The organism is Acidovorax sp., assembly GCF_046291265.1.
Classification (GTDB): domain Bacteria; phylum Pseudomonadota; class Gammaproteobacteria; order Burkholderiales; family Burkholderiaceae_C; genus Acidovorax.
Window position 1 is genome coordinate 15773 of sequence record NZ_JBKBTV010000025.1, and the last position, 16781, is coordinate 32553.

General features: G+C 65.5%; 15 protein-coding genes. 12 read left to right on the top strand and 3 right to left on the bottom strand.

The window, feature by feature from the left end:
* Positions 1-65: 65 nt before the first annotated feature.
* The 12 genes from ACK41V_RS11630 (at position 66) to ACK41V_RS11685 (ending at position 13951) form a co-directional block, all read left to right on the top strand.
* Entirely contained in the window at positions 66-1292 is a 1227-nt protein-coding gene (locus ACK41V_RS11630) for an efflux RND transporter periplasmic adaptor subunit (RefSeq protein WP_409782299.1), read from the top strand.
* Between the two features lie 12 nt (positions 1293-1304).
* Positions 1305-4424: an efflux RND transporter permease subunit gene (locus ACK41V_RS11635; protein WP_409782302.1), complete on the top strand. Its 3120-nt coding sequence runs from the start codon at positions 1305-1307 to the stop codon at positions 4422-4424.
* Between the two features lie 127 nt (positions 4425-4551).
* The gene (locus ACK41V_RS11640; protein WP_409782305.1) at positions 4552-5757 is read left to right on the top strand and encodes an HD-GYP domain-containing protein; all 1206 of its coding nucleotides are present in this window, start codon (positions 4552-4554) and stop codon (positions 5755-5757) included.
* A gap of 280 nt (positions 5758-6037) precedes the next feature.
* Positions 6038-6619 carry a glutathione peroxidase gene (locus ACK41V_RS11645; protein ID WP_409782308.1) on the top strand — a complete coding sequence of 194 codons (582 nt, stop codon included), beginning with the start codon at positions 6038-6040 and terminating at the stop codon, positions 6617-6619.
* 244 nt (positions 6620-6863) lie between these two features.
* Positions 6864-8171 (top strand): NAD(P)/FAD-dependent oxidoreductase, encoded by a 1308-nt coding sequence (locus ACK41V_RS11650; RefSeq protein WP_409782311.1) that lies wholly within the window; start codon positions 6864-6866, stop codon positions 8169-8171.
* Complete coding sequence (locus ACK41V_RS11655; protein ID WP_409782314.1) at positions 8168-8974, top strand: DUF1365 domain-containing protein; 807 nt, start codon at positions 8168-8170, stop codon at positions 8972-8974. The genes ACK41V_RS11650 and ACK41V_RS11655 overlap by 4 nt, the downstream gene beginning before the upstream one ends.
* A 35-nt stretch (positions 8975-9009) precedes the next feature.
* Complete coding sequence (locus ACK41V_RS11660) at positions 9010-10239, top strand: class I SAM-dependent methyltransferase (protein WP_409782316.1); 1230 nt, start codon at positions 9010-9012, stop codon at positions 10237-10239.
* A 79-nt stretch (positions 10240-10318) separates the two neighbouring features.
* Positions 10319-10849, top strand: coding sequence for a chalcone isomerase family protein (locus ACK41V_RS11665; protein WP_409782319.1), 531 nt, complete (start codon positions 10319-10321; stop codon positions 10847-10849).
* A complete protein-coding gene (locus ACK41V_RS11670; RefSeq protein WP_409782322.1) occupies positions 10846-12150 on the top strand; it encodes an MFS transporter in 1305 nt (434 codons plus the stop codon). The genes ACK41V_RS11665 and ACK41V_RS11670 overlap by 4 nt, the downstream gene beginning before the upstream one ends.
* A gap of 16 nt (positions 12151-12166) precedes the next feature.
* The gene (locus tag ACK41V_RS11675) at positions 12167-12709 is read left to right on the top strand and encodes a DUF3833 domain-containing protein (protein ID WP_409782325.1); all 543 of its coding nucleotides are present in this window, start codon (positions 12167-12169) and stop codon (positions 12707-12709) included.
* Positions 12706-13488, top strand: a complete 783-nt coding sequence (locus ACK41V_RS11680; RefSeq protein WP_409782328.1) for an SDR family NAD(P)-dependent oxidoreductase — start codon at positions 12706-12708, stop codon at positions 13486-13488. Before ACK41V_RS11675 ends, ACK41V_RS11680 begins: the two co-directional genes overlap by 4 nt.
* Before the next feature lie 7 nt (positions 13489-13495).
* The gene (locus ACK41V_RS11685) at positions 13496-13951 is read left to right on the top strand and encodes a nuclear transport factor 2 family protein (protein ID WP_409782330.1); all 456 of its coding nucleotides are present in this window, start codon (positions 13496-13498) and stop codon (positions 13949-13951) included.
* A gap of 15 nt (positions 13952-13966) precedes the next feature.
* On the opposite strand, the gene ACK41V_RS11690 is transcribed toward ACK41V_RS11685, so the two are convergent.
* Genes ACK41V_RS11690 through ACK41V_RS11700 form a run of 3 tightly spaced genes read right to left on the bottom strand, consistent with a single transcriptional unit; the run spans position 13967 to position 16745 of the window.
* Positions 13967-14872: a sugar phosphate isomerase/epimerase family protein gene (locus ACK41V_RS11690; RefSeq protein WP_409782333.1), complete on the bottom strand. Its 906-nt coding sequence runs from the start codon at positions 14870-14872 to the stop codon at positions 13967-13969.
* A gap of 14 nt (positions 14873-14886) precedes the next feature.
* On the bottom strand, positions 14887-15786 hold the full coding sequence (locus ACK41V_RS11695) for a VOC family protein (protein WP_409782336.1): 900 nt from the start codon (positions 15784-15786) through the stop codon (positions 14887-14889).
* A 47-nt stretch (positions 15787-15833) separates the two neighbouring features.
* Entirely contained in the window at positions 15834-16745 is a 912-nt protein-coding gene (locus ACK41V_RS11700; RefSeq protein WP_409782339.1) for a shikimate dehydrogenase, read from the bottom strand.
* Positions 16746-16781 lie beyond the last annotated feature (36 nt).

The following is a 16781-nucleotide window of genomic DNA, read 5'->3' on the forward strand; positions in this document are numbered from 1 at the left end:
TCCTTTCCCTATTTCTTGCTGAAACCGTTTTGTTTCTTGTTTGTTGAGATGAATGGACCTGAAAAATGCCCCATCTGCACCCTGTGACTCCCCCTCTGCTCTCCCGTTTCAAGCTCTCGCCCGCCGCGCTCGCGCTGGCCGCCGTCTGCATCTTTGCCGCTGCGGGGGCGCTGGTGTACTCCGGCGCATCACGCGCGGCAGATGAGCCCAAGGCCAACCAGCCCCGCCCCGCGTTGACGGTCACCACCGCCCAACCCCAGCGAACCGCCGTGCCGCTGCGCCTCTCGGCCAATGGCAACGTCGCTGCGTGGCAGGAGGCCATCATCGGCGCCGAAAGCAATGGCCTGCGCCTGACCGACGTGCGTGCGAACGTGGGCGACGTGGTGAAGGCGGGCCAGGTGTTGGCGACCTTCTCGGCCGACACGGTGCAGGCCGATGTAGCCCAGGTGCGTGCCAGCCTGCTCGAAGCGCAGGCCAACGCGGCCGAAGCAGCGGCCAATGCGGACCGGGCCCGGTCTTTGCAGGCCACGGGTGCGCTCAGCCAGCAGCAGATCCAGCAGTTCACCACGGCCGAAAAAACCGCCCAGGCCCGTGTGCAAGCAGCCCAGGCCACGCTCAATGCCCAGCAACTTCGCCTCAAGTACACCCAGGTGGTGGCGCCTGACAGCGGCGTGATCTCGGCCCGCACGGCGACGGTGGGCGCGGTGGTGGGCGCGGGTGCCGAGCTGTTTCGCATGGTGCGCAAGGGCCGCCTGGAATGGCGCGCCGAAGTCACCTCAACCGAGCTGCGCCGCATCACCCCCGGCGCCAAGGTCAGCGTGACGGCGGCCAGCGGTTCTGTGGCCGAGGGCACGGTGCGCATGATCGCCCCCACGGTTGACCCGCAAACGCGCAATGCCCTGGTGTATGTGGATTTGCCGCTGAACGCGGATTTTCGGGCTGGAATGTTTGCGCGGGGCGAGTTTGCGCTGGGCGCCAGCGATGCGCTCACAGTGCCGCAAGAAGCGCTGGTCGTGCGCGACGGCTTCTCCTACGTGTTCGTGGTGGGTGCCGAGCAGCGCGTGCAGATGCGCAAGGTGCAGACCGGTCGCCGCGTGGCCGACCGGGTCGAAGTGCTGTCGGGTGTGGACGCCAATGCCTCCATCGCCGTACGCGGCGCGGGCTTTTTGAACGATGGCGATCTGGTGCGGGTGGTGACGTCGGCAGCGCCCGCCAGCCCGTCTTCCTCGCTGGATTTCAAGCAAAAAGTGCCTCTAGCGCTTATGTATCAAGCGCTAGTAGCTATTAATTGAGGAGCGTTCTTCATGAATGTATCCACCTGGTCGATCAAGAACCCCATTCCGGCGTTGATGCTGTTTGTGCTGCTGACGTTCGGCGGCCTGCTGTCGTTCAACGCCATGAAGGTGCAGAACTTTCCGGACATTGACCTGCCCACCATTTCCGTGACGGTGGCGCTGCCTGGCGCCTCGCCCGCGCAGCTTGAAAACGATGTGGCCCGCAAGATCGAAAACAGCATCGCCACGCTGCAGGACCTGAAACACATCTACACCAAGGTGCAGGACGGCGGCGCCACCATCACGGCCGAGTTCCGCCTGGAAAAGCCCACGCAGGAGGCGCTGGACGATGTGCGCTCGGCCGTGGCCCGCGTGCGCGGCGACCTGCCCGGCGATGTGCGCGACCCCATCGTGACCAAGATGGACCTGGCCGCGCAGCCCGTGCTGGCGTTCACCATCGCGTCGGCCCGCATGGACGACGAGGCGCTGTCCTGGTTTGTGGACGATGCCGTGGCCAAAAAGCTGTTGTCGGTGCGCGGCGTTGGCGCCGTGACCCGCGTGGGCGGCGTGGACCGGCAGGTGCATGTGGCGCTGGACCCGGTCAAGCTGCAGGCGCTGTCGGCCACGGCGGCCGATGTGTCGCGCCAGCTGCGCCTGGTGCAGACCGAAAGCGCGGGTGGCCGCACCGACCTGGGTGGCAGCGAGCAACCGGTGCGCACGCTGGCCACGGTGCAGTCGGCCCAAGAATTGGCAGGCCTCACGCTGGCGTTGTCGGATGGCCGGCACATCCGGCTCGACCAAGTAGCGACGGTCACCGACACGGTGGCCGAGCCGCGTGCGATGGCCTTGCTCAATGGCAAGCCCGTGGTGGGTTTTGAGGTGGCGCGCAGCAAGGGCGCCAGCGAGGTCGAAGTGGGCGGCGCCGTGTTGGCAGCCCTGAAAGAACTGCGCGAGCAGCACCCCGACCTGGAGGTCACCGAGGCTTTCAACTTTGTGAAGCCGGTGCAGGAGGAGTACGACGGCTCCATGCACTTGTTGTACGAAGGCGCGCTGCTGGCGGTGCTGGTGGTGTGGCTCTTTTTGCGCGACTGGCGTGCCACCTTTGTCTCGGCGGTGGCGCTGCCGTTGTCGATCATTCCGGCGTTCATCGGCATGCACCTGCTGGGTTTCTCCATCAACGTGATCACGCTGCTGGCGATGTCGCTGGTGGTGGGCATCCTGGTGGACGACGCCATCGTGGAGGTGGAGAACATCGTGCGCCACTTGCGCATGGGCAAGTCGCCGTACCAGGCCGCGATGGAAGCGGCCGACGAAATTGGTCTGGCCGTGGTGGCCACCACGTTCACGCTGATCGCGGTGTTTTTGCCCACCGCATTCATGAGCGGCATTGCGGGCAAGTTCTTCAAGCAGTTCGGCTGGACAGCGTCGCTGGCCGTGTTTGCCAGCTTGGTGGTGGCGCGCGTGCTGACACCCATGATGGCGGCGTACATGCTCAAACCCATCGTCGACGAGCACAAGGACCCGCGCTGGATGACGGTGTACCTGCGCTGGGCGGCCTGGTGCATCAAACACCGCTGGATCACGTTTGTGGCCACGGCGGCGTTTTTCATCGGCTCGCTGGCGCTGATTCCGCTGCTGCCCACGGGTTTTATCCCGCCGGACGACAACTCGCAAACCCAGGTCTACCTGGAGCTGCCGCCTGGCGCCACGCTGAGCCAGACGCGTGCCGCAGCAGAAGATGCCCGCCAGCGCATCGCCAAGGTAGACCACGTGCAGAGCGTGTACACCACCATTGGCGGCGGCACGGCAGGCGGCGACCCGTTTGCAGGCATGGGCAATGCCGAGACCCGCAAGGCCACGCTCACCATCCTGCTGGCCGAACGCGGCGACAGGCCGCGCAAGCAGGGCATCGAGAACCAGATCCGGGCGTCGCTGGAGACGCTGCCGGGCGTGCGCAGCAAGGTGGGCCTGGGCGGGTCAGGCGAAAAGTACGTGCTGGTGCTCACGGGTGACGATCCGCAGGCGCTCACGTCGGCCGCTCTGGCGGTCGAAAAGGACCTGCGGACCATTCCGGGTCTGGGCAGCATCTCATCCACCGCCAGCCTGGTGCGCTCCGAAATCGCGGTGCGCCCGGACTTTGCGCGCGCCGCCGACCTGGGCGTGACCAGCAGCGCCATCGCCGAAACGCTGCGCATTGCGACCGTGGGCGACTACGACGTGTCGCTGCCCAAGCTCAACCTGGCCTCGCGCCAGGTGCCGATTGTGGTCAAGCTGCAGGACGATGCGCGCAAAGACCTGTCGCTGCTGGAGCGCCTGTCGGTGCCGGGCAGCAAGGGCCCGGTGATGCTGGGGCAGGTGGCCACGCTGGAGTTCAGCGGCGGCCCGGCCGTGGTGGACCGGTATGACCGCGCGCGCAACGTCAACTTCGAGATCGAGCTGTCGGGCCAGCCGCTGGGGGATGTGACCAAGGCCGTCGAGGCGCTGCCGTCCATCCAGAAGCTTCCACCCGGTGTGCGCCAGATCACGATTGGCGATGCCGAAATGATGGGCGAGCTGTTTGCCAGCTTCGGCCTGGCCATGCTGACCGGCGTGTTGTGCATCTACATCGTGCTGGTGCTGTTGTTCAAGGACTTTCTGCACCCCGTCACCATCTTGGCGGCATTGCCGCTGTCGCTGGGCGGCGCCTTTGTGGGCCTGCTGATTGCGCAAAAGAGCTTCTCGATGCCGTCGCTCATCGGGCTCATCATGCTGATGGGCATTGCGACCAAGAACTCCATCCTGCTGGTCGAGTACGCCATCTTGGCGCGCCGTGAACACGGCCTCACGCGGTTTGAAGCGCTGATCGACGCGTGCCACAAGCGCGCGCGCCCCATCATCATGACCACGCTGGCCATGGGTGCGGGGATGTTGCCGATTGCGATTGGTTTTGGCGCGGCGGATGCGAGCTTCCGCTCCCCGATGGCGGTGGCGGTGATTGGCGGGCTGATCACGTCCACGCTGCTGAGCCTGCTGGTCATTCCGGCGGTGTTCACCGGGGTGGACGATGTGGGCGCAGGTTTTGGTCGGCTGCTGCGTCGGTTGCGCGGTGCCCCCCATGGCGAACATCCCGCGGCGCCCGCCCAACCGGTGCCGCCACAGCCCCTGCCGTGAGGTCGCAGCGGGTGATGGCGATGTGGAGGTGGCGCACATGCGCCAACTTCTTCCAAAAAGCGGGGCAATCCCCTGGGTTGCCCCGGCTTTGGAAGGGTGATGTGCGTTGGATAATGGCGCGAGCACTATGAACCTCGTCAGCCTCAACATCGAATCCATCCAGGTCGGCCACCCGCTGCCGTTTGTGCTGCGGGGTGCCGACGGCGCGCTGTTGGCCCAAAAGGGCTACGTCATCCGCACACGGGAGGAACTGGCCACCATGGTGGCGCGGGGCCGCGAGTTGTGTGTGGACACCGATGAGTCGGGTGGCAGCCACCGGGCCTACCTGGCACAGCTTCAGCGCATGTTGATCGCCGACACCAATCTGGGCGAAATTGCCTCGATGAAGATGACGGCCGCCGATGGCGCGGGTGGGCGGGGCCGGGGCGGCAAGACGCTGCCCGATTGGCCCGAGCTGCAGTTGCGCGCCACACAGATCCTGCGGGCGCCTTCGGCCAGCGACTTTGGCGGACGGTTTCAGGCCCTGCACGACGAGCTGAACCGACTTTGCGAGCACACGCCCGACGCCACGCTGCTTGCGCTCATTTACCTCTCGGCCCAGGAAACGCGCATGTACAGCGCCACGCATTCGATGCTGGTCAGCTGCGTGTGCATGGTGGTTGCGCGCGAGATGTTGCGTTGGCCCGAGGCGCGCGTTCAGCAAGTAGGGCATGCCGGGCTGAGCATGAACATCGCGATGACCGAGCTGCAAGACCAGCTTGCCCAGCAAACCCAACCCTTGACTGCCGCCCAGATTGCGGGCGTGGAAGACCACGCGGCCCGCTCCGAGGCGCTGCTGCGCCAGCTGGGCGTGGCTGACCCGTTGTGGCTGGAGGCCGTGCGCTGCCACCACCACCGCAACCCCGGCCCGCTGGACAAGAAATCCGAAGCCCAGCAGATGGCCCGCCTGGTGCAGCGCGCCGACATCTTTGGGGCCCGCCTCGCGCCCCGTGTAGCCCGTTCGCCCATGCCCGTCACGGCGGCCATGCAGGCGAGCTACTACGACGAAGACCACAAGGTCGACGAGATGGGGGCGGCGCTGGTCAAAACCTTGGGCGTATACCCCCCCGGCGCTTTTGTGCGGCTGGCCAGCCAGGAGGTGGGTGTGGTGATCCGCCGTGGCGCCACGGCCACCACCCCGCGGGTGGCCGTGGTCACCAACCGCGACGGTATGCCCACCGGCGAGCCGATTCCGCGCGAATCGGGCATGCCGCCATGGAAGGTCACTGGCGTGGTGGCCTTCAAGGACGTGCGGGTCACGCTCCCGCTGGACCGGCTGCTCAGCCTGGTCTGAAAGGGTGGTGAGTCCCTTGCGGCTCATCACCGGCTCGCTGCGTCGACGGCGCAGCGCCTGAATCCCCTTCGTTTCAAGGTCACAACACGCGTTGTGGCCTGAATTTCTGCGCGCCACAGCAAGTGGCGGCGCTGCAGACGCGCGAAACATCCCTACGCCCCGTCAGGAAACTGAATCCAAACGGTGTCCGAACACGTATACCGTTCAGTACAAATAAAAACTCATATGGACAAAAAATGATGAAATGGTTAAATTGGACCCACCACGCGCCCAAAGTCCTATGAACCTCCTCTCACGACTCCTCTCGGCAAGCAGCCTGTGCGCCGCCGCCCTGCTGACGGCTCCGGTTGCGCAGGCTGCCGACTCGCCCGCCTGTCCCGCCACGCTGCAGCACACCGTCCCCCGGTTGCAGGACGAAAAGCCGCAGTCGCTGTGCCAGTACAGCGGCAAAGTCGTGCTGGTGGTCAACACAGCCAGTTTTTGCGGGTTTACCGGCCAGTACAAGGGACTGGAAGAGCTATACACCCGCTACAAAGACAAAGGTTTGGTGGTGCTGGGCTTCCCGTCCAATGACTTTTCGCAAGAGTCGGGCAGTAACCAGCAGATTGCGGAGTTCTGCGAAAACACGTTTGGCGTGAAATTCCCGATGTTTGCCAAAAGCAGCGTGAAAGGGGCCGATGCCTCGCCGCTCTTTCGCCAGCTCACCGAGTTGTCGGGCACCGCCCCACGCTGGAACTTCCACAAATACCTGCTGGGCCGCGACGGCAAGCTGGTGGACAACTATTCCAGCCTGACCGGGCCGGACAACAAGGGGCTGGTGCGAGCGATCGAGCAGCAACTGGCAGCGGCTGCGCCCCGGTGATCGTGATGTTTTCTTTACGTTTCTTTAAAAAAAACCACCGCGAGCTCTGGAACTTCGCGGCGCAGGCCTCACTCTATTCCTTGCGCAACACGATTGCGCGTCGTACAGTTTTAACGTTGCGAAGCCTTTCGGGCCCCCGGGTTCCGACTGACCTCCTGGAGCGCTTCTCCTCCCTCCCTCTCTTATTCGTTTCGGGACGCTTCGCAACCTTTTTATTCCGTGCACCGGCCAGAGGGAGCCGGTCATGAAAATCGCCATCATCGGCTCCGGCATTTCAGGCCTTTCCGTCGCGCACCAGTTGCGTGGCCAGGCGGATCTGACGCTCTATGAAGCGGGCGACTACTTTGGTGGCCACACCCACACGGTCGATGTCACGCTGCCAGATGCCTCCGGCGCCCCCGTCACCCACGGCGTGGACACCGGCTTTCTAGTGTTCAACGAGCGCACCTACCCGAACCTGATCCGCTTGCTGGCCGAGCTGGGGGTAGAGACGGCCCAATCGGACATGTCGTTCTCGGTGCAAGTGCCAGGCGCTGTGGGCTCCCGCGCTCTGGAGTGGAGCGGCACCAGCCTGAGCACCGTATTTGCCCAGCGGTCCAACCTGCTCAATCCCCGCTTTCTGGGCATGTTGCGCGACCTGCTGCGGTTCAACAAGCTGTGCACCCGCATTGCTGAGGCCAAGGCCGATACGGCGTTGATGCAACCCTTGGGCGACTTTTTGCGCGAGCACCGGTTTGGTGATGCTTTCCGCGACTGGTACTTTTTGCCCATGCTCGGTTGCATCTGGAGCTGCCCCACCGACCAGATGCTCAAGTTCCCGGTGGCCACCATGATCCGGTTCTGCCACAACCACGGCCTGATCCAGGTCAGCAACCGCCCCAAGTGGTGGACGGTGGCGGGTGGCGCGCGGAACTACGTCGACAAGATCGTCGCGGGCATTGCCGACAAGCGCTTGTCCACGCCCGTGCGACGCATCGAGCGCGATGCGGCGGGCGTGCGCGTGGTGACGGATGGCTTGGTCGAGCACTTCGACCAGGTGGTGCTGGCCACACATTCCGACCAGTCGCTCGCGCTGCTGGCCCAGCCCACAACACAAGAGCGGGCGGTGCTTGGGTCGATTCGTTACCAGGCCAACCGTGCCGTGCTGCACACCGACACTTCGGTGCTGCCCGAGCGCCGCGCTGCGTGGGCTGCGTGGAACTACGAACGTGCCCAGCAACGCAGCCGCGAATCAGCCCGCGTGTGCCTGCACTACCTCATCAACCAGCTGCAGCCGGTGCCGTTTGCCCAGCCCGTGGTGGTGTCGCTCAACCCCGTGCGCGACATCGCGCCCGAACATGTCATTGGCAGTTATGAGTACGCCCACCCGGTGTTCGACATGGCCGCGATTCGCGCGCAGCAGCAGCTTGGCAAGATCCAGGGGCGTGAGCACACCTGGTTCTGCGGTGCGTGGACAGGTTATGGCTTTCATGAAGACGGCCTCAAATCGGGTCTGGCGGTGGCAGAGCAATTGCTGGCCGCCATGCCGGCTCCTTTGGCGGAGGCTGCGTGAGCCATTCCGCCGCGCCCGTGGTGCCGCTCATCGGCTTCGGCCAGGTGCGCCACACGCGGTTGCGGCCCAAAAAGCATGCATTTGCTTACCGCACGTTTTTCCTCATGCTGCCGATGCGCAGTTTGGCGGGCGTACAGACCGAGTTGGCGGTGAACCGCCGCGGTGCCATCAGCTTTCATGATGTGGACCATGGTGACGGCCGTAGCGCCTCTCAGGGCGGGGCTCTGGCGTGGCTGGATTCTTTGCTGCGCACGGAAGGCATTGACGATGCGACAGGCGAGGTCTGGCTGCACTGCTATCCCAGGGTGTTGGGCTACACCTTCAAGCCCGTGAGTTTTTGGTACTGCCACCGCACGGACGGCAGCCTGCGCGCCATCGTGGTCGAGGTGAACAACACCTTTGGCGAGCGCCATTGCTATCTGTTGGATGCACCGCAGTACGGCATGGAACAACAGGCACGCAAGGTGTTTCATGTGTCGCCTTTTTGTGAAGTGAGCGGTGGCTACCGTTTCCGCTTCATGCGCACCGAGGCCCATATACAGCCCACGCAGCATACGCAAGACGCAGGCCGTACCGTGGCGCGCATCGATTACGACGACGCCAGCGGCCCGCTGATCCAGACCAGCGTGAGCGGCACGCTGCAGCCCGCCAACGCCCGCACCTTGCGCCAGGCGCTGTGGGGCTACCCGGCCATGACGCTGGCCATCGTGGCCCGCATCCATTGGCACGCGCTGCAACTGTGGCTCAAACGCGTGCGTTTCCATCGAAAGCCCGAGGCACCCGCCTCCATCGTGACCCGTTGAAGTGACCTGCTGAGCCCATGCACGAGAAGACCGCCATGAACACCTCCACGACCACCGCACAACGCGCAGCGCTCGAGCTGCCCCAGGGCACGCCTGCCGCAGCGCGCACGGCCTTGAAGCTCCTACAACGGTTGCAGCACGGCCACCTCACGGTGCAGCTGCCCGACGGCACCTTGCAGCACTTTGGGCATGGCAATGGGCCGTCGGCCGCCATCACGCTCAAAAACTGGAACGTGTGCAGCGCCGCGCTCCGGTCGGGCGACATCGGTTTTGCCGAGAGCTACATCGCGGGCGACTGGACCACGCCCCACCTCACCGACCTGCTCAAGCTCTTTGTCGCCAACCGCCAGCAAGTCGAAGGTGTGATCTATGGCACTTGGGCGGGGCGGCTGCTGTACCGCATCAAGCACCTGCTCAACCGCAACACGCGCAGCAACAGCCAGAAGAACATCCACGCCCACTACGACCTGGGCAACGCGTTTTACGAGCTGTGGCTGGACGACACGATGAACTATTCGTCCGCCTGGTTCGAAGGCGACGCGGGTGGCGACATGCGCACGGCCCAGCACGCCAAGGTGCGCCGCGCCTTGCGCATGGCGGGTGTGCAGGCCGGTGACCGCGTACTGGAGATCGGCTGCGGCTGGGGCGCGTTGGCTGAAATGGCGACCACCGAGTTCGGCGCATCGCTGACGGGCGTGACCCTGTCCACCGAGCAATTGGCGTTTGCACAAAAACGCATGGCCGCCCATGGCGTGCAAGGCAAGGCCGATCTGCGGCTGCAGGACTACCGCGACATCCAGGACGGCCCGTACGACGCGATCTGCTCCATCGAGATGGTGGAAGCCGTGGGCCGCGAATACTGGCCCACTTACTTCCAGTCGGTCCACCGCCTGCTCAAACCGGGCGGCAAGGCCTGCATCCAGAGCATCGTCATCGACGACAGCCTGTTTGACCGCTACATCAGCTCCACCGATTTCATCCAGCAGTACATCTTCCCGGGCGGCTGCCTGCCCTGCCCGCGCGAGTTCCGCCGCGAGGCCGAGGCCGCGGGCCTGCGCGTGGTGGATGAATTCGCCTTTGGCCAGGACTACGCCGAGACCCTCAAACGCTGGAGAGAACGTTTTCTGGCACAGCGCACGCAGATTCTGCAGCTGGGCTTTGACCAGCGCTTCATGCACATCTGGGAGTTCTACCTGGCGTATTGCGAAGCGGCGTTTGCGATGAGCAACATCGACCTGGTGCAGTACACGCTGGTCAAAGACTGACGGCGGAAAGGTGTTTACTATGAAAAGTATAGCTACTACCGCTTTACTGATAAGCGCTACAGCCGTTTTTCATTCAAATTTGGCAGGGGCGCAGGTAGCGCAGGCCAACACGCCCGCTGCAGCCACAGCAGGGCCTGCGACCACGCCCCTGGCAGGCGCGCGCATGGCGGGCCAGGGCACGCTGCGGTTTCTGGGTTTTGACATCTACCGTGCGCGCTTGTGGGTGCAGCCGGGGTTTGACGCAGACAACTACGGCGCCCATCCGCTGGCGCTGGAGTTGACCTACCAACGCAACTTCACGGCCGAGGCCATTGCCAAGCGGTCGATTGAAGAGATGCGCCGCGTGGGCAGTTTCAGCGCCCAGCAAGCCACACGGTGGCAACAGTTGCTGCAGGAGGCCCTGCCGGACGTGAAACCGGGAGACCGGCTGCTGGGTGTGTACCAGCCGGGCGGTGGTGCGGTGTTTCAAATGGGAGGCCGTGTGGTGGGCGAGGTGCCCGACGCCGAGTTCGCGCGCCTGTTCTTTGGCATCTGGCTGTCGCCGCAGACCTCTGAGCCGGGTCTGCGTGCCGAGCTGATCGCCGCCCCCCGCACTGCGGGTCAACCATGACCCCAGCCCAGCCGCTGCGCGCCAGCGAAGGGCTGGCCTATGGGCTGCTGGGCTTGCCCTTGGCGTTTGTGGCGCTGCCGCTGTACGTGCTGCTGCCCAACCACTACGCGCGTGAGTTCGGCATGCCGCTGGCCACGCTGGGCGCTGTGCTGCTGGCGGCCCGGTTGTTCGACGCCGTTTCTGACCCGCTGCTGGGGCGCCTGTCAGACTACCTGTTTGGCCGATCGGTGCGCGCGGTGCTGGCGGTGGGGGCGGTGTCGGCCACGGTGCTGGCGCTGGGGCTGACCAGCCTGTTTTTTCCGGCGGTACGCGCGCCCGATGCGCTGATAGCCTGGGCGCTGGTGGCTTTGCTCATCACTTACACGGCCTACAGCCAGCTCAGCATTGCGCACCAGTCGTGGGGCGCGCGCCTGGGCGGCGACGAGCTGCAGCGCGGCCGCGTCGTGGCCTGGCGTGAGGGGGCTGCACTGGTCGGCGTGGTGCTGGCCTCGGTGCTGCCCGCGCTGTTGGGGCTGCCGGTCATGCTCAGTGTGTTTGCCATCACCTTGCTGATGGGTTGGTGGGCCTGGACGCGGGCGCCACGCCCTGCCGCCCACACGGGTGCGGTGGCAGGGGTCTACCGCCCACCGCAGCGCGCCAGCCTGTGGCGGCCCTGGGGGCGCCCGGCCTTCCGCCGCCTGCTGGCGGTGTTCATGCTCAACGGCATCGCCAGCGCCATCCCGGCCACGCTGGTGCTGTTCTTTATTCAGGACCGCTTGCAGGCGCCGCCCGCGCAGGAGCCGATGTTTCTGGCGGCGTATTTCGTTTTTGCTGCGCTGTCGATCCCGCTGTGGCTGCGCGCCGTAGCGCGGTTTGGCCTGGCGCGCACCTGGCTGGTGGGCATGCTGCTGGCGATTGCGGTGTTTGTCTGGACCGCATTTTTGGGCGCGGGCGATGTGGTGCCGTTCCTGGTGGTCTGCGCGCTCTCGGGCGTGGCACTGGGCACCGACCTGGCCCTGCCCAGCGCGCTGCTGGCGGGCGTGATTGCGGCCGAGGGCGACAGCGGCCAGCACGAAGGTGCGTACTTTGGCTGGTGGAACTTTGCCACCAAGCTCAATCTGGCGCTGGCCGCAGGCCTGGCGCTGCCCCTGCTGGGCTGGGTGGGCTACACCCCCGGAACCCGCAGCGAAGACGGTTTGCAAACCCTGGGCCTGGCCTACGCGGTGCTGCCCTGCGTGCTCAAGCTGCTCGCGGCGGCCGCGCTGTATGCCCTCATCCTGCGGCGCCCCCCGCTGCGCCGATTTCCTGAACACGACCTCTGAACCGAAGGCCCTCACCATGATGCAAAGACGTCTCCTCCTCTCCGCCGCTGTGGCGGCGCCCGTGGTGCTGTCCGGCTGCGCCAGCCAGAACATCGATGGCTACGCCAGCGAAAAACCGGTGCTGGACCTGGCCCAGTATTTCACCGGCACGATCGACGCCTACGGCATCTTCCAGGACCGCAGCGGCCAGATCGTCAAACGTTTCACCGTGGTCATGGTCTGCGAGTGGAAGGGCAACGAGGGTGTTCTGGACGAGGCGTTCACCTATTCGGACGGCACCACGCAGCGCCGCATCTGGCGCCTGAGCAAACATGCCGATGGCCGCTACACCGGCACCGCCGATGACGTGGTGGGCACGGCCAACGGGCAAACGCGCGGCAACGCCTTCCGCTGGAACTACACGCTAGCCCTGCCGGTGGATGGCAAGGTCTACAACGTGGACCTGGACGACTGGATGTACCTCATCGACGACCGTGTGATGCTCAACCGCGCCACCATGAGCAAGTTCGGCTTTCGGCTGGGCGAAATCACGCTGTCCTTCACCAAACGCGCACCATGAGCCTCAACCCTCCCCTGCGCGACTGGCATGGCCGACGGGCCTGGCTCATCGGGGCCAGCAGCGGCATCGGCCGGGCGACGGCGGCGGCGCTGCATGCGCGCGGCGCCCAGGTCATCGTGTCGGCGCGCAGTGGCGATGCGCTGGACGCCTTCGTGGCCCAGTACCCTGGCAGCATGGCCTTGGCCTTTGACACGGCAGAGCCCGAGCAGGTGCAAGCCGCCGCAGCGCAGGTGCTGGCGGGCGGGGCGCCCGACATGGTGTGCTACTGCGCAGGCTATTACCGCGACATGCGCGCCACCGACTTTGACCTGGCCGTGGTGCTGCGCCACGAGCAGATCAACTACAACGGTGTGCTGCATGTGCTGGCCGCCGTGTTGCCCGCCATGCTGGCAGCGGCGCAGGCCGGGCGCCCGGGGCATGTGAGCGTCATCAGCAGCGTGGCAGGCTTCAGGGGCCTGCCCAAGAGCCTGGCTTACGGGCCCACCAAGGCGGCGCTCATCAACCTGGCCGAGGCGCTGTATCTGGATCTGCACGACCTGGGCATGGGCGTGAGTGTGATCAACCCCGGCTTTGTGGCCACGCCGCTCACGGCTGGCAATGATTTCACAATGCCCGCGCTGATATCGCCCGAGGCTGCGGCGGCGGCCATCGTGCAAGGTTGGGACCGGGGGCATTTCGACATCCACTTCCCCAAGCGCTTTACGCGGGTGATGAAACTGCTGCGTGTGCTGCCGTACCGGTGGTACTTTCCGGCGGTCCGCAAGTTCACAGGCCTTTGAATTACCCATGCTGCCGCCCTACACCGCTCCTGCTACCGAAGAGGCCGTCACGCGCGTCATCGCGTTCTTTGAAAACCTCTCACCGGCCGACCTGGCCACCATCGGCCAGCTCTATGCGCCGCAGGCGCGGTTCAAGGACCCGTTCAATGAGGTGTTGGGCGTGCCCGCCATCCAGGCCATCTTTGCCCACATGTTCGAGTCGCTGGAGCAGCCGCGTTTTGTGGTCACCGGCCGCGTGGTGCAGGGGCAGCAGTGTTTTCTGACCTGGGATTTTCTGTTTGCCTTCAAGGGCTTTGAAAAAGGCGTGACGCAGACGGTGCGGGGCGCTTCGCACCTGGTGCTGGACGCGCAGGGCCTGGTGACCTTGCACCGCGACTATTGGGATGCCGCCGAAGAGTTGTACGAGAAGCTGCCCCTGGTGGGCACGCTGATGCGCTGGCTCAAGAAGCGCGCCAACAGTTGACCGTGGGTGTGTTGGTCACGCCTGCGTTTTGATGCGCGGGTGCCCCGGCAGCGGCACCGCGCGCTGCAGCACACCTTCTGCCAGCCACAGCGCACTGTTCCACGCACGCTGCGCCACATAAGGCAACGGTAGCTGTTGGTAGTCGTCGTTGAAGACTTCAAAGCTGTAGTCGCCCTGGTAACCCATGCCATCGAGCGTGCGCACCAGCTCGGCCAGCGCCTGGCTGTGCACGCCTTCGCCAGGGAACACGCGAAAGTGCCGTGCCGTGTCGATGCGATCCTGCACCGTGGGGGTCTCCTGCCACATGAAGTCCGAGAGCTGCACCAGATAGATCTTCTCGGGATCCACATCCGTGAGCGCCGCCAGCGGTGTGCTGGTGGCGAACTGGTGGTACGAATCCACGGCCAGGCCGAGGTTGGGGCAATCGGCTTGTTCGACCGCTGCCCAGGCCTGGTGGACCTCGTTGATGTGCCGCCCCCACGAGAGCCCTTCAAACGCCACGCGGATGCCGTGCGGCAGCGCCAGCAGGGCCAGCTTGCGCAGGTCGCGGGCAATGGCCTCGGCATCCGCTGTAGCGTGCGACGACGTGGAACTGCAGGCCAGCAGCACGGGCGCTCCCAGGTCGCGCGCCATCAGGATCATCTGCTTGGCAATGTCCACCTTGTAGCTGTGCAAGTGGCCCGACAGCCCTTCAAAGTCGCGCAGCACCTGGAACCCCGTCACGCGCAGGCCGCTGTTGCGCACGGCGTGCACGGCCGCTTCGATGCCTTGCGGATGGCCCACGATGTCGCGCGCGGCCAGCATGATCTGGCCAAAGCCAGCGGCCTTGACGGCGGCGAGTTTGGCTTCGAGCGGACCGGCCAGGCTGATGGTGTCCATGCCGAAGTCGGCGACGTTGCGTTGCATGGTGGATGTGCGCATGGGGCTCTCCAGGCTTAGCGTGCGTCCAGCACCAACTCGAAACTGGGCGAGCCAGCATCGGCGCGCGTGAGGGCCCCGCGCGTGCCGGTGTGCACCCCGGTGGGCGACTCGACAAAGTCCACGCCCCGCGCGCGCAGCGCGTTCACGGTGGCCAGCACATCGGGCGTGCCAAAGGCCACGCGCTGCAGCAGCTCCTCGGGGTCGGCGTCGATGGCATCCACGAGGGGTTCAATCAGCTGCCAGTGCAGCGTGCCGCAGGGGCTGGCCAGAATGCGGCCATGCGTGAGTACGCCAAACGATTGTTCCGGCGAAAGCTCGGCAAAGCCAAACAACTCTGCGTAGAAATGAATCCAGTCCTGCGCGCGGCCCAGGCCGATGTACTGCACCACGCCGAAAAGATGCAACCCGGCCAGCACTGCGGGTGGAGGCGCCACGGTAGGGATCGACACAAAGTCCACGTCGTAGATCGAGAACTCCTTGAACCGGTCCACAAAATAGATGCGGCTGGATCCCACGCCGTGGATGGCGGGGATGTTCAGCTCCATCACCTCGACCTCGGTGTGCACCGCCCAGGCGCCCAGTTCCAGCACACGGCGGTAGGCGGCAGCGGCATTGCCCACGCGAAACGCAATGGCGGTCAGCACCGGGGCTTCCGTCAGCGCTGGTGGCGCGTGTACGCCGGTGCGTTCGTTGTCCTGGTGGGCGTTGACGATGATGTTCATGTCGCCCTGTCGGTACAGCAGCACTTCGCGCGAGCGGTGCCGCGCCACCGGCTGAAAGCCCATCCGCTCCAGCGCTTGGCCCAGTGCCTGCGGTCGGCTGGTGGCGTATTCGATGAACTCGACGCCCTGCAGGCCCAGAGGATTGGGCAGTTCGCCCAGCGCTTCGCGGGTGGCCATCAGTGGGGTGCTCATGGGTTCGACTCCTTGGCGGGTGTGTGATTGCGTGCGGTGGTGATCGGTCAGCGTGCGCTGACCAAGCGGCGGAAATGGGCGTCCATGCGGGCGGCGTCAGGGGCTTCGCCGGTGAACAGCTCGAAGGCGCCTACGGCCTGGCCCACGGCCATGCCACCGCCGTCCGACACCCTGCAGCCCAGCGCCCGCGCTGCTTGCACCAGCGCGGTGTCGAGCGGGAAATACACCACCTCGGACACCCACATGGCAGGCCGCAGCAACGCCACATCGAGCGGCAGCCCGGGCAGCTTGTCCATGCCCGTGGGCGTGGCGTGGATCAGGCCGGTGGCCTGCGCCATGGCCGAGCGGATCTCAGCGGCCTCGGCGCGCGCGCCATAAAGCGCGTTCACATCGGCAGCCAGCTGCGCGGCCCGTTCGGGTTGGGCATCGACGATGCTCAGGTGTTGTGCCCCCAATCGCAGCACGGCATGCGCAATGGCGGCGCCCGCGCCCCCCGCGCCCAGCAGCACCACGCGGCGGAGGTCGGCCCCGGGCAGCGCACGGGTAAAACCCCAGGCCCAGCCCGATCCATCGGTGTTGTGCCCCACCAACTGGCCGTCTTGCACTACCACGGTGTTGACGGCGCCCATGGCCTGCGCTTCTTCAGACAGGCGGTCGAGGCAGGGGATCACCGCCTGTTTGCACGGGTAGGTGACGTTGCACCCGGCGTAGCCCATGATGCGTGCGGCCGACAGCAACATCGGCAGCTGTTCGGCCGATGAGGCCGAGCGGTCCAGGTCAATCAGCTGGTAGTGCAGGCGCATGCCGTGGTGCCGTGCCTCTTCTTCGTGCAGAGCGGGCGACAGCGACTTCTGGATGCCGGCGCCGATCAGCCCGATCAGCACCTTGCGGGGGCTTGTGGAAGACATGGCGGGCGTGGTGGTGGGGTTGACCGGAGGATCAGGGAGCGGGGTGCTCATGGGAAGAGAGGACTGCTGTGGAAGTGCGCTGCCGGG